General features: G+C 69.6%; 10 protein-coding genes. 4 read left to right on the forward strand and 6 right to left on the reverse strand.

The genetic code is table 11. The annotated features are described in order from the left end of the window. The 6 genes from HNP48_RS09080 to HNP48_RS09105 all read right to left on the reverse strand — a co-directional run bounded on the left by HNP48_RS09080 (nt 1) and on the right by HNP48_RS09105 (nt 11215). Nucleotides 1-1455: an efflux transporter outer membrane subunit gene (locus HNP48_RS09080; protein ID WP_184856602.1), complete on the reverse strand. Its 1455-nt coding sequence runs from the start codon at nt 1453-1455 to the stop codon at nt 1-3. Further along, nucleotides 1455-4598, reverse strand: a complete 3144-nt coding sequence (locus tag HNP48_RS09085) for an efflux RND transporter permease subunit (protein ID WP_184856603.1) — start codon at nt 4596-4598, stop codon at nt 1455-1457. The genes HNP48_RS09080 and HNP48_RS09085 overlap by 1 nt, the downstream gene beginning before the upstream one ends. Nucleotides 4599-4625: 27 nt before the next feature. Further along, complete coding sequence (locus HNP48_RS09090) at nt 4626-7766, reverse strand: MdtB/MuxB family multidrug efflux RND transporter permease subunit (protein WP_184856604.1); 3141 nt, start codon at nt 7764-7766, stop codon at nt 4626-4628. A gap of 36 nt (nt 7767-7802) precedes the next feature. Continuing rightward, nucleotides 7803-9587, reverse strand: coding sequence for an MdtA/MuxA family multidrug efflux RND transporter periplasmic adaptor subunit (locus HNP48_RS09095; protein WP_260420170.1), 1785 nt, complete (start codon nt 9585-9587; stop codon nt 7803-7805). Nucleotides 9588-9858: 271 nt separating this feature from the next. Continuing rightward, nucleotides 9859-10494 (reverse strand): LysE family translocator, encoded by a 636-nt coding sequence (locus HNP48_RS09100; RefSeq protein WP_184856605.1) that lies wholly within the window; start codon nt 10492-10494, stop codon nt 9859-9861. 88 nt (nt 10495-10582) lie between these two features. After that, on the reverse strand, nt 10583-11215 hold the full coding sequence (locus HNP48_RS09105; RefSeq protein ID WP_184856606.1) for an ABC transporter ATP-binding protein: 633 nt from the start codon (nt 11213-11215) through the stop codon (nt 10583-10585). 100 nt (nt 11216-11315) lie between these two features. Here HNP48_RS09105 and HNP48_RS09110 point away from each other — a divergent pair, with 100 nt between their 5' ends. The 4 genes from HNP48_RS09110 (at nt 11316) to HNP48_RS09125 (ending at nt 14032) form a co-directional block, all read left to right on the forward strand. Further along, complete coding sequence (locus tag HNP48_RS09110) at nt 11316-11684, forward strand: hypothetical protein (RefSeq protein WP_184856607.1); 369 nt, start codon at nt 11316-11318, stop codon at nt 11682-11684. Nucleotides 11685-12007: 323 nt separating this feature from the next. After that, nucleotides 12008-12916, forward strand: coding sequence for a transglutaminase family protein (locus HNP48_RS09115; RefSeq protein WP_184857079.1), 909 nt, complete (start codon nt 12008-12010; stop codon nt 12914-12916). A gap of 98 nt (nt 12917-13014) precedes the next feature. Continuing rightward, nucleotides 13015-13185, forward strand: a complete 171-nt coding sequence (locus HNP48_RS09120) for a hypothetical protein (RefSeq protein WP_184856608.1) — start codon at nt 13015-13017, stop codon at nt 13183-13185. Between the two features lie 160 nt (nt 13186-13345). After that, entirely contained in the window at nt 13346-14032 is a 687-nt protein-coding gene (locus tag HNP48_RS09125) for a glutathione S-transferase family protein (RefSeq protein WP_184856609.1), read from the forward strand. Nucleotides 14033-14045 lie beyond the last annotated feature (13 nt).

Genomic DNA, 14045 nt, shown 5'->3' on the forward strand with positions numbered 1-14045 from the left:
TCACCGCGCCAGCGGCTCCCAGTTCCCCGCCACGTTCTTGAGCAGGGTGTTCACGGCCGCCAGGCGACGGTTCTTCACGTCGATCAGGCTGCGCTGCGACGAGAGCACGCTGGCCTGCGCGGTGATCACATTGAGGAAACCCACGGTGCCCGCGCGGTACTGGTTGTTCACCACGTCCAGCGCGCGCTGGGAGGCGGCCAGGGCCTCGGCCTGCAACTGCTGCTCCTGGGCCAGGGCGGTGGCGGCCGTGAGGTTGTCCTCCACCTCCTGCAGCGCGGTGAGCACCGTCAGGCGGTAGGCGGCGGCGGCCTGCTCGTTGCTCGCACGGGCCGACTCCACCGCGGCATTGCGTGCGCCGCCATCGAACAGCGAGACCGCGAGCGCCGGGCCCAGCGACCAGAACAGATTGGGCGCGCGCAGCAGGTTGGACAGTTCCGAACCCCGGTAGCCGGCCGAGCCCGACAGCGTGAGCGCCGGGAAGAAGGCCGCGCGCGCCACGCCGATCTGCGCGTTGGCAGCCGCCACACGGCGCTCGGCCGCGGCGATGTCGGGGCGGCGCTCCAGCAGCTGCGAGGGCAGTTGCGCAGGCACGGCGGGCGGCGCCGGCAGCTCGGCCGTGGCCGGCAGGCTGAAGGCTGCGGGCGCCTGGCCCACCAGGGCGGCCAGCGCATGTTCGAGCTGGCTGCGGTTGGTCTCGGATTCGAGCAACTGCACCTGGGTGCCCTTGTACTGCGCCTCGGCCTGGGCCACGTCGGCCAGCGAGGCCACACCGGCCGCCTGGCGGTTGCGCGTGAGCTCCCAGCTGCGCGCATAGGCGTCCAGCGTCTCGCGCAGCAGCCGGGCCTGGGCCTCGGCGGCCCGCAGCGAGAAATAGGTCTGCGCCACCGTGGCCTGCACCGACAGGCGCATGGCGGCCAGGTCGTCGGCGCTGGCCTGGGCGCTGGCGCGCGCGGCGTCCACCGTGCCCGAGATGCGGCCCCACAGGTCCAACTCCCAGCTTGCATTCAGGCCCAGCGAATGGCTGGTGCTGATGCGCGCATTGCTGCTGCCATCGGCCTGCAGCGTGCTGCCGCTGCGCGCGCGCGAACTGCTGGCGCTGGCACCCAGGCTGGGCAGCAGGCTGGCGCTGCTGCTGGCCACGGCCGCCTGCGCGGCGCGCAGCCGGGCCACGCTCTGCGCGATGTTCTGGTTGCCGGCTGCGGCCTGCTGCTGCAGGGTGTCAAGCGTCGCGTCGCCATACAGCGACCACCATGCGGTCGGCACGGCCTGGCCGCCACCGGGCTGGGCCGGCTGCCACAGGCCCTGGGCCGCGGCGCCGCTTTCCTTGAACGCGGGCGGAATGTCCATGGCCGGGCGCTCGTAGGGCTGCCGGCTGGCACAGGCCCCAAGCAGGGCCAACACGGCCAGCGACAGCGCCAGGCGCGCGGAAGAAGGGAAGAAAGGGGTCGAAAGCATCAATCGTTTCCTTGCAGCGCCGCGGCGGCACCGGCGGATGGCGCCGGGCGGCTGCGGCGCCAGCGGCGCGCCAGGCGGTGGGCACCCATGCGCAGGCGGTCCAGCGCCACGTAGACCACGGGCGTCGTATAGAGCGTGAGCACCTGGCTGAACAGCAGCCCGCCCACGATGGCAATGCCCAGGGGCTGGCGCAGCTCGGCGCCGTCGGCCCGGCCCAGGGCCAGCGGCAGCGCGCCAAAGATGGCGGCCATGGTGGTCATGAGGATGGGGCGCAGGCGCAGGTTGCAGGCGCGGTAGATGGCCTGGGCCGCGCTCACATGGCCGCCGCGCTGGCGCACCAGCGCGAAGTCGATCATCATGATCGCGTTCTTCTTGACGATGCCGATGAGCAGGATCACCCCGATCAGCGCGATCAGCGAAAACTCGGTCTTGAACAGCATCAGCGCCAGCAGCGCCCCCACGCCCGCAGAAGGCAGCGTGGACAGGATGGTGAGCGGGTGCACCAGGTTTTCGTACAGGATGCCCAGCACCAGGTAGATGGTGATGATGGCCGCCAGGATCAACAGCGGCTGCCCCGCCAGCGCATCCTGGAAGGCCCCCGCCGTGCCGCCGAAGGTGCCGCGGATGCTGACCGGCACGCCCAGTTCGGACACCGCGTTGTGCACCGCATCGGTCGCCTGCGAGAGCGAGACGCCCGGCGCCAGGCTGAAGCTCACCGTGCTGGCCGGCGTGCCCCGGTCGTGGCTGACCGACAGCGGCGTGTTGGTCTGGGTGATGCGCGCAAAGGCCGTCAGCGGGATCTGCTGGCCCTGGTTGTTCACGAAGAAGAAGCTGCGCAGGGTCTCGGGGTCCTGCAGGTACTGGGGCGCGGCCTCCATCACCACGCGGTACTGGTTGAGCGGGTTGTAGATCACGCCCACCTGGCGCTGGCCGAAGGCGTCGTTCAGGGTGGCGTCGATGGTGGCGACCGTGAGTCCCAGGCGCGAGGCCGCGTCGCGGTCGATCACCAGCGTGGTCTGCAGGCCGTAGTCCTGCACGTCGCTGTTCACGTCTTCCAGCTCGGGCAGCTGCGACAGGGCCAGGCGGATGCGCGGCTCCCAGGTGCGCAGCTCGGCGATGTCGTCGGCCTGCAGCGTGTAGTCGAACGAGGCGCTGCTCTGCCGCCCACCGATGCGGATGTCGCGCTGGGGCGTCATGAACAGGCGCGCACCGGGCTCGTTCTTGAGCTGCTCGCGCAGGCGGTTGATCACCGTCTCGGAGCTCTCCTGCCCCGGCCCGCGCTTGAGCGACATGAACATCATGGCCGCATTGCGCTGCCAGCCGCCCGTGAAGCCGGTGACATGCTCCACGGCCGGGTCGGCCTGCACGATGGCCAGAAAGCGCTGCAGCCGCTGTTCCATGGCCTGGAACGAGGTGGCCTGGTCGGCCCGGATGAAGCCCGAGATGCGGCCCGTGTCCTGCTCGGGCATGAAGCCCTTGTCGATGGCCGTGTACAGGTACACATTGCTGGCCACCACGCCGGCCAGCACCAGCAGCACCACGGGCTGGTGGCGCAGGCACCAGGCCAGGCTGCGGCGGTAGACGCGCAGGGCGCGCTCCTGCAGCCGGTCCACCCAGCGCGAAAAGCGCGCCCAGCGGGACGGGCTGGGCGCCTTGGGGGCCCGCTGCTGCTTGAGCAGGGCCGCACACATCATGGGCGTGGTGGTCAGAGAGACCAGCAGCGACACCAGGATGGCGGCCGACATGACGATGGCGAACTCGCGAAAGAACCGTCCCACGATACCGCCCATGAACAAAATGGGCACGAACACCGCGATCAGCGAGATGCTCATGGACACCACGGTGAAGCCGATCTCGCGCGCCCCGTCGAGCGAGGCCTGCAGCGCCGTCTTGCCGCGCTCCATGTGGCGCATGATGTTCTCCAGCACCACGATGGCATCGTCCACCACGAAGCCGGTGGCCACGGTGAGCGCCATGAGCGAGAGGTTGTCGAGCGTGTAGCCCGCCAGGTACATGATGCCGAAGGTGCCGGCCAGCGACACCGGCACCGCCACGCTGGGAATGAGCGTGGCGCGCGCATTGCGCAGGAACAGAAACACCACCAGGATCACCAGCGCCACGGCGATCACCAGGGCGCGCTCCACCTCCTTGACCGAGGCACGCAGCGTGGGCGTGCGGTCGGAGACGATCTCGATGTCGATGGCCGCGGGGATGGACGCCTTGAGCGCCGGCAGCAGCGCGCGCACACGCTCCACGGCCTCCAAAATGTTGGCACCCGGCTGCTTGTACACCTGCAGCAGGATGGCGGGCTTGCCGTTGGCCACGCCGAAGTTGCGCACGTCCTGCACCGAATCGGTCACCTGGGCCACGTCGGCCAGGCGGATGGCATTGCCGTCCTTCCAGCGCAGCACCAGCGGGGCATAGTCGGCCGCCACGCGGGCCTGGTCGTTGGCGGTCACCTGCCAGTAGTGGTCCTCGCGCTCCACCGAGCCCAGCGGCCGGTTGGCGTTGGTGCTGGTGATGGCCGCGCGCACCTGCTCCAGCGAGACACCGTTGGCCGCCAGGCGCAGCGGGTCGAGCTGCACGCGCACGGCCGGCAGCGCGCCGCCGCTGATCGACGCCTGGCCCACGCCCTCCACCTGCGAGAGCTTTTGCGCCATGACGGTGGAGGCCGCGTCGTACATCTGCCCACGCGTGAGCGAGTCCGACGTGAGCGCCAGGATCATGATGGGCGAATCCGCCGGGTTCACCTTGCGGTAGGTCGGGTTGCTGGGCATGCCCGTGGGCAGCAGCGTGCGCGAGGCGTTGATGGCCGCCTGCACGTCGCGTGCGGCGCTGTCCACCGTGCGGCTCAGGTCGAACTGCAGCGTGATGGAGGTGCTGCCCAGCGTGGAGCGCGAGGTGATCTCGTTGACGCCCGCGATCGCGCCCAGCGCGCGCTCCAGCGGCGTGGCCACGGTGGCGGCGATGGTGTCGGGGCTGGCCCCGGGCAGGCTGGCCGAGACCGAGATGGTCGGGTAGTCCACCTGCGGCAGCGGCGCCACGGGCAGCAAAAAGTACGACACCGCCCCCGCCAGCGCCAGGCCGATGGTCAGCAGCATGGTGGCGATGGGCCGGTGGATGAAGGGAGTGGAAATGCTCACAGCACCCCCTCGCCCTGGCAGGCCAGGCTACGCATGGCTGGCCCCTTCGGCCTGCGCTGCTGCCTTGGCGGCACGGCGCGCGCGCCAGCGCTCGGCCGCGTTCTCGAAGGTCAGGTAGATCACGGGCGTGGTGAACAGGGTGAGCAACTGGCTCACGATGAGGCCGCCCACCATGGTCACGCCCAGCGGGTGGCGCAGCTCGCTGCCCACGCCCGTGCCCAGCATCAGCGGCAGCGCGCCCAGCAGCGCGGCCAGCGTGGTCATCAGGATCGGGCGAAAGCGCAGCAGGCAGGCCTGGTAGATGGCTTCGCGCGCGGGCAGGCCCTGGTCGCGCTGGGCCTCCAGCGCGAAGTCGATCATCATGATCGCGTTCTTCTTGACGATGCCGATGAGCAGCACGATGCCGATGATGGCGATGATGTCCACATCCAGCCCCGTGACCAGCAGCGCGAGCAGCGCGCCCACGCCGGCCGACGGCAGGGTCGAGAGGATGGTGACCGGGTGGATGGTGCTCTCGTACAGCACGCCGAGCACGATGTACATGGTGACCACGGCCGCCAAAATCAGCAGCAGCGTGTTCGACAGCGAGGCCTGGAAGGCCAGCGCCGCGCCCTGGAAGCTGGTCTCCACCGACAGCGGCAAGAGGCCCGCCTCCTTGGCGCCGGCCTGCTCGGCCTGGATGGCCTTGACCGCATCGCCCAGTGCCACGCCGGGTGCGGTGTTGAAGGAGATGGTGGCCGCCGGCAACTGGCCCACGTGGTTCACGCCCAGGGCCATGGGCCGCTCCTCGATGCGCGCCACGGTGGACAGCGCCACCGGCTTGCCGGCCGTGGAGGTGACGTAGATGTTGTTCAGCGCCTCGGGCCCGATCTTGAACTGCGGCGAAACTTCCAGCACCACCCGGTACTGGTTGGACTGGGTGAAGATGGTGGAGATGAGCCGCTGGCCGAAGGCGTTGTACAGCGCCGTGTCGATGCCCGACACGGTGACCCCCAGGCGGCTGGCCTGGGCCCGGTCGATCTGCACGAAGGCCTGCAGGCCCTGGCTCTGCAGGTCGCTGGCCACGTCGGCCAGCTGCGGCAGGCCGCGCATGCGGCGCACCAGCTCGGTGGTGCTGGTCTGCAGCTGCGCCGGGTCGGGCGATGACACCAGCAGCTGGTACTGCGTGCGCGCCACGCGGTCCTCGATGGTCAGGTCCTGCACGGGCTGGGCATACAGGCGGATGCCGGGCATGTCGGCCGTGTCATCGGCCAGGCGGCGCACCACGGCCGAGGCCTTGTCGCGCTCGCCATGCGGTTGCAGGTCGATCAGCAGGCGGCCGGTGTTGAGCGTGGTGTTGGCACCGTCGACGCCGATGAAGGACGAGACGCTTTTCACCGCCGGGTCGCGCAGGATGCGCTCTGCCAGCTGCTGCTGGCGCTCGGCCATGGCCGCGAACGAGATCGACTGGTCGGCCTCGGTGGTCGCCTGCAGGGTACCCGTGTCCTGCACCGGGAAGAAGCCCTTGGGCACCACCATGTAGAGCAGCACCGTGAGCGCCAGCGTGGCGATGAACACCACCCAGGTCAGCAGCTGGTGGCCCAGCACCCAGTTCAGCGCGCGGCCGTACTGGGCGATGGTGCGGTCGAAGAAGCGGCCCGTGGCCTGGTACAGGCGGCCATGGCTCTCCTCGGGCGTGTGGCGCAAGAGGCGCGCGCACAGCATGGGCGTGAGCGTGAGCGAGACCACCGCCGAGATCAGGATGGCCACGGCCATGGTGATCGCGAACTCGTGGAACAACCGGCCCACCACGTCGCCCATGAAGAGCAGCGGGATCAGCACCGCGATCAGCGAGATGGTCAGCGAGATGATGGTGAAGCCGATCTGCTTGGCGCCCTTGAGCGCTGCCTGCAGGGGGGGCTCGCCGTCCTCCACATAGCGCGCGATGTTCTCGATCATCACGATGGCATCGTCCACCACGAAGCCGGTGGAGATGGTCAGCGCCATCAGCGTGAGGTTGTTGATGGAGAACCCCGCCAGGTACATGATGCCGAAGGTGCCCACCAGCGACAGCGGCACCGCCACGCTGGGGATGAGCGTGGCCGAGGCGCTGCGCAAAAAGACGAAGATCACCGCCACCACCAGCCCGATGGCCAGGGCCAGCTCGGCCTGCATGTCCTTGACCGAGGAGCGGATGGTCACCGTGCGGTCGGTCAGGATCTGCACGTCCAGCGAGGCTGGCAGCGTGCTCTGCAGCTGGGGCAGCAGGGCCTTGATGCGGTCCACCGTCTCGATCACGTTGGCGCCGGGCTGGCGCCGGATGTTGAGGATCACGCCGGCGCGCGCGCCCGTCTCGGGCGTGCCGGCCCAGGCGGCCAGGCGGGCGTTCTCGGCATCGTCCACCGTGGTGGCCACGTCGCGCAGGCGCACGGGCGTGCCGTTGCGCAGCGCGATCACCAGGTTCTGGTACTCGGCGGCGGACTGCAGCTGGTCGTTGGCGTCGATGGTCGATGCGCGCGCCGGCCCGTCGAAGCCGCCCTTGGCCTGCTTGACGTTGGAGGCTGCGATCACGCCGCGCACGTCTTCCAGCGTCATGCCCACCGCGGCCAGCGCCACCGGATTGACCTGGATGCGCACTGCCGGGCGGCGCCCGCCCGCAATGGCCACCAGGCCCACGCCCTTGACCTGCGAGAGCTTGGGCGCCAGGCGGTTTTCCACCAGGTCGTTGACGCGGATCACCGGCAGCGAGGGCGAGGTGATGGCCAGCGTGAGGATGGGCGCATCCGCCGGGTTCACCTTGCTGTAGATGGGCGGCATGGGCAAATCGTTGGGCAGCAGGTTGCTGCCGGCATTGATGGCCGCCTGCACCTGCTGCTCGGCCACGTCCATGGCCATGTCCAGCGCAAAGCGCAGGGTGATGACCGAGGCCCCGCCAGAGCTGGTGGAGGACATCTGCTCCAGCCCCGGCATCTGGCCGAACTGGCGCTCCAGCGGCGCGGTGACATTGGAGGTCATCACGTCGGGGCTGGCGCCCGGGTACAGCGTGGTGACCTGGATGGTGGGGTAGTCCACCTCGGGCAGGGCCGAGATGGGCAGCAGCCGGTAGGCCAGCAGGCCTGCAATCAGCAGCGCCACCATCAGCAGCGAGGTGGCGATGGGGCGCAGGATGAAGATGCGCGAAAGGTTCATGGCGGCGGTGCCCGCTTCAGGGGAGTCGGGACGGCATCAGCGCGAGGCGGCGGCACCAGGGGCCGCGATGCCGGCCGCCTGCATCTTGCCGCGGATGTAGGCGCGGCGCTCGTCGGGCGCCATGGCCTGCAGCTTCTGACGCTCTTCGGGGCTCATTTTTTCGAGCAGGGCCCGCACCTCGAGCGACATGCCGGGGCGGCGCTCGCCATCGGGGGCACCGCCCTCGGCACGCGGGCCGCCGTCAGCACGCGGGCCGGGCGTTTCACGCGGCGCACCGTCCTGCGCGCCCCGGGGGCCTTCGGCGCTGCGGCCACCGGCAGGGCGCGACGCCCCCGGTGCAGGCGCTGCAGCAGCCGATGCACCGGCGGCAGGTGCAGCCGCCTCGCTGCCCACGGTGCCACTGGCCGCTCCCGCCGGACCGGCCGCGCCAGGCTGGTTGCGCTTGCTGCGGAAGAAGGCGCGGCGCTCTTCCTGCGTCATCTTGGCGAGCTTCTCGCGCTCTTCAGGGGTCAGGTTGCGCATCATCGCGGCGCGGCGCGCGCCGGCGTCCTGCACGGCCTCGTCGGCGCGCGCCGCGGCGCCCGAATCGATCACCGCCACCTTGGCGCCTTCGCGCAGGCGGTCGATGCCGTCGACCACGACCTGGTCACCTTCTTTGAGGTCGCCCTCCACCGCCACCCGGTCGCCGTCGGCCACACCCACGCGGATGCGCCGCTGCGTCACCGTGCCATCGGGCTGCACCAGGTAGACGTAATTGTTCTGGATGGCCGTGCCCGGCACGGTGACCGCGTCCTGCAGCAGGTTGACCTGCAGGCGCACATTGACGAACTGGTTGGGGAACAGGGTGCCGTCCTCGTTGCCGAAGGTGGCCTTGACCTTGATGGTGCCGGTGGTCGCATCGATGGCGTTGTCCAGCGCACCCACCTTACCGCGGCCCAGGCGGCGCTTTTGCTCGCGGTCCCACAGCTCCACGGGCAGCTCGGCGCCCTCGGAGAGGCGCTGGTTGATCTGCGCCAGGTGCGCCTCGGGCACGGAAAACACCGCGTCGATGGGGCGCACCAGGTTGATGGTGACAATACCGTTGGCATCCGAAGGGCCGACCACATTGCCCCGGTCGGCCTGGCGCAGGCCCAGGCGCCCGGCGATGGGCGCGGTGATGCGGGTGTAGCTCAGCTGCAGCTTGGCCGCGTCCACCTGGGCCTGGTCGGCCGCCACCGTGCCTTCGAGCTGGCGCACCTGGGCAGCCTGGGTGTCCACCTGCTGGCTGGCAATCGAGTCCTTGGCCAGCAGGTCCTGGTAGCGTTTCAGGTCGAGCTGGGCATTCTTGAGCAGCGCCTGGTCGCGCGCGAGGTTGCCCTGCACCTGGCCCAGCGAGGCCTGGTAGCTGCGCGGGTCGATCTCGGCCAGCAGCTGGCCGGCCTTGACCTCGTCGCCTTCCTTGAAGTGCAGCTTGACCAGCTCGCCGCTGACCTTGGCGCGCACCACGGCCGTGGCGCGGGCGCTCATGGTGCCGATGGCATTGACCTGCACACGCACGTCCTGGCGCCGCACGATGCCCACCGACACCGGCTGCGTCTGCCCACCGGCGCTGAAGCGCGCCGGCCCGCGGCCCCCACCGGGGCCGCCGCGCCCTCCGGGCGGGCCGCCCGCCCCTTCAGCCTGCGGCTGCCCTGTGGTGCTCGCCGCCTGGCGCTGCTTCCACCACCAGCCCCCGCCCGCAGCGGCGGCAATCACCACCAGCAGCACGATCCACCACAGGGCACGCCCCTGTTGGCGCAAAAGGGGCCGCGAGGGCACGGACGGAAGGCGATGGGAAGGCATGGTGGGCGTTACAAATGGAATCGTGGCTATGGTAGCCACCCGCCAAGACGCTCCCGCGCCCGGACAAAAGGATTTACCCTGCCTTTACCCTCGGTTTACGACGTTTTCAAGCCCGAAACCTAACTCAGTTGCCCATGGCGATACGCACGACCCCCATCGCACAAAACTGGCGCTACCCAGGCCAGTGCCCCCGTGCAAGGGCCGCCCCGCCGCACTGGGGGCGTCCCCCTTCAAGGGGGAAGGCGCGAAGCGACTCAGGGGGTGCTTCATGTCAGCGGTTGGTAGCCAGCAGCAGGCCGCCCGCGCCCATGAAGAAACCGCCCGTGGCCTTGTTCAGCCGCACCACACCACGCGAGGTACGGATGAAGCGGCGGATCTGCCGGCCGCCCGCCGCATAGACCGCCGTGGCCACGAACTCAGCCGCCAGGTACACGCTGCCCAACACCAGGAACTGGCGCGCCGCCGGCTGGGCCGGGTCGATGAACTGCGGAAAGATGGCCGCGAACAGGATGATGGCCTTGGGGTTGGTGATGCCCAGCAGGAACTCCTGCGTCACCAGCGACCACAGCCGCACCGGCGCAGCGCCGCTGGCCGCCACCTCGGCACCATCGGCCACCTCCAGCCCATTGAACTCGCGGCTGCGCCAGGCACGCCAGCCCAGCCAGAACAAATAGCAGGCGCCCACCCACTTCACGGCGGTGAAGGCCGCCTCGGACGCCAGCAGCATCGCCCCCAGGCCCACGGCCGACACGGCGAGAAAGATCGCAAACGCCGCCGCCCGCCCGATGGTGCCCACCAGGGCCGCGCCCACACCGGCACGGATGCCGTTGTTGAGACCGCAGAAATTGTTGGGGCCAGGCGTGAGCGCGATGGCCACGGCGACGGGGGCGAAAAGCAGGGCGTCCATGGGGAGAAACATCCGGAAAAACGGCCGCTGGCGCGGCCCAGCTCGCCAGTTTAGGGCTTTGCGCCCTGCCCCGCTTGGCGCTCGGGCATCACCGCTCAGGCAGCGCGATGGTGGTTTGCCAGGGCACGCCCACCAGCGCATCGTAGTGCGCGACCACGATGGCCCGGTCCGCCGCGCCCGCCAAGGCCGCCAGCGCCTGCTGCAGGTACTGGATGGAGGGCTTGTCCAGCCCCGCCACAGGTTCGTCGAGCAGGGTGAGTGCGGCGCCCGAGGCCAGCGCCCCGGCCGTCCACACCTTGCGCCGTGTGCCCGTGGAGAGCATCAGAAAGCGCTTGGAGAGGTGCTCGTGCAGGTCGAAGCCCTCGATGTGCCGGGCCAGTGCGCCCGCGTCGAAGCGCGGGTAGCGCTCCGGCAGTGCGGCCAGCCAGTCCTGCACGCCCTGCTCTTCCAGCGTGCCCGAGCGCGGGTCGCCCCAGAACACCCGGGCCCGGTAGTCGGCTGGCGCCGACTGCAGGGAGACACCCTGCAGCACCAGTTGGCCGGAGCCCGGAGCCAGTTCACCCGCCAGCAGGCGCAGCAAGGTGGTCTTGCCACTGCTGTCGCCGCCCAGCACCAGCGTGGCGCCCGCCGGCACCTGGGCGGACAGGCCATCGAACAGCGGAACCTCAGGGTAGGCAAAGCGCAGGCTGTCGATGAGCAGGAGGGGGCTGGCGGAAGGCATGGGAGCGAGAGCTGAGAAAGAGAAAGAATGCGCCCATTTTAGGAACGGCGCCCGCCCGGCTGAGACAATGCACGCCCCGCTCGCCCATCCGCCACGCACCATGCCCCTGCACTACCTCGATTTCGACTACAGCGAAGACTACGAAGGCACGGGCACCTTCGACGCCATGGCCGCCGCCAGCCCGGCGCAATGGCCGGCCGTACAGGCCGAAGTCGCCCAGGTGCTGGCCTGGGCGCATGCCCACTTCCCCGATACCTTCGGGCCGGCGGAGGAAGGCGGCGAATGGGACTACGACATCAGTGCCGTGCAGGAGGTGTCCACCCCCCTGGCGATGGAATTCGACAGCGCCACGGGCCGCATTGCCACCCACCCCAGCACGCCGGGTGCCCCGCGCACCACCGTGACCCTGTCCATCAGCGGCAGCAGCGCTTTCTGCACCGCCCTGCGCGAGGCCTTCGAACTGGAGTGAGGCGCCGCGCCAGGCGCGTCAGCCACCGCGCCGGGGAGTGACAGGCTGTATGCCTACATACAGCCCGGGGGCCCGCACGTACTCTGAACGGGCTGCGGCATGCCGGTGTGGCAGGCCGTGGACAGCCAGCCCCTCCACCAGAGACATCCACCATGCTCGCGCAAGCGTCGTCCCCTTCCATTGCCACTGCCTTCAACCCGCTGGCCGCACGGCTGCCCTTCCAGGCCGCCAATGGCGAGCCCGGTGACACGGCGGTGCCGCCACCGGGCACCAGTGTGCACCCGGCTTCGGCCGAGCCCCTGCCCGCCACCCGGGCGCCCTTCATGGCCCACACCCGGGTGCGGCTGGAACTCGACATCGAGCTCCACTACGAGATCGACTCACACGGCGCGGACTTCGTGTTCAACATCCACGCCGCGCACACGCCCAGCCAGGCCATCCGCAACGAACGCCTGACCATCAACCAGAACGTGCCGCGCCAGATCCATACCGACCCGGCCACGGGCAACCGCTACCTGCGCCTCAGGGGCGAGCCGGGGGCGCTGAAGGTGGGGTACTCGGCCACGGTGGACATCAGCCACCACTGCGCCGACCCGGCCCAACTGGCCGAGGTACCCATCCGCCAGCTGCCGCAGGACGTGCTGGGCTATATCTACCCCAGCCGCTACTGCCAGTCCGACCGCCTGCTGCGCCTGGCCGGCACCGAGTTCGGCACCCTGCCGCAGGGGCACCGCCGGGTGCAGGCCATCCGCGACTGGGTGCAGCGGCACGTGGCCTTCACGTCCAACGCGTCGAACTCCAACACCTCGGCCGTGGACACGCTGGTGGAGAAGGTGGGGGTGTGCCGCGATTTTGCCCACCTGATGATCGCACTGTGCCGCGCGGTGAACATCCCCGCGCGCTTCACCACAGGCACCGACTATGGCGCCGACCCCAGCCTGGGCCCGCCCGACTTCCATGCCTATGTGGAGGCCTATATCGGCGACCGCTGGTACCTGTTCGACCCCTCGGGCACGGCCATTCCCATGGGGCTGATCCGCTTCGGCACGGGGCGCGACGCGGCCGACGTGGCGTTTGCCACCATTTTTGGCGGTGTCAGGGCGCAGCCCCCGGTGATACGGGCCAAGGCGGTGGAGGACGCAGGGCGTGGCTTTGTGCTGCCCCACCACTGCTGCGAGGCCCTGTCCACCGACCATGGCGCGGCTTTTGCCACCCGCTTCACGGGCGTCTGAAGGCCGGGCGAAACACCTTGAAAAACCACGCTGCTGGGCTTTTTGGCCGATCTATGGCCTAATACGTGTTTTTCCACCAATTTTTCCAGAGAATTTCCATGGGCAACAAGATCGTCACCGAAGCAGACCGCAAGCGCAGCCCCCGTCCCACGCCCGTGGCCGGCTACACCCTGCCCACCGGTGGCCGCGGCCAACGCGTGAGCCTGGAGCGCGGCGTCGCCACGCGCAGCAAGAAGAACCCTGGCAAGCGCTCCAAGAAGGGCGGCTGATCGCCAGATCGGCACGGGCCGCACGCACGCGGCCCCTTGCAAGCAACGAAGCCCTCGCAAGAGGGCTTTGTGCTTTCTGGCGCAGCCGCAACATCGTGCAGGCGACATTGGCCGCGCGGCTGCCACACGGAAACGACGGGGTAGGCCCTAAGATGGCCGGATGATCACCGTCCACCACCTCGAAACCTCGCGCTCCCAGCGCGTCCTCTGGCTGCTCGAAGAACTGGGCGTGCCCTATGAGCTCAAGATCTACCAGCGCGACAAGGCCACCAAGCTGGCCCCGCCCGAGCTCAAGAAGATCCACCCGCTGGGCAAGTCGCCCGTGATCACCGATGGCGGCGAAGTGGTGGCCGAATCGGCCGCCATCATCGAATACCTGGTGGAAACCTATGGCGCGCAGGCCACGGGCGAGCTGGCCCATCTGGAGCCCGCGCGCGGCACGCCCGAGTACCGCCAGTGCCGCTTCTGGATGCACTACGCCGAGGGCTCGCTGATGAACTGGCTGGTGATGAAGCTGGTGTTCATGACCATCCCGCGCCAGCCCATGCCCTTCTTCGTCAAGCCCATTGCCAAGGCCTTGTGCGGCAAGGTGCTCGACAAGGTGGTGGACCCGAACGTGAACACCGCCATGGATTTCATGGAAGCCCACCTGGGCCAGAACACCTGGTTTGCCGGCGAGCACCTGACCATGGCCGACTTCCAGATGAGCTTTGCGGTCGAGGCCGCCCTGTCGCGCTCCGAAAAGGCTGGCAACTGCCCCAACCTGCAGGCCTACAAGAAGCGCATGGAGGCCCGCCCGGCCTACCAGCGCGGCATCCAGAAGGGCGGCCCGGTGGTGATGGGCTGAACCCCGGCTGCGC

Source organism: Acidovorax soli, assembly GCF_014207955.1.
Taxonomy (GTDB): Bacteria; Pseudomonadota; Gammaproteobacteria; order Burkholderiales; family Burkholderiaceae_C; genus Acidovorax; species Acidovorax soli_A.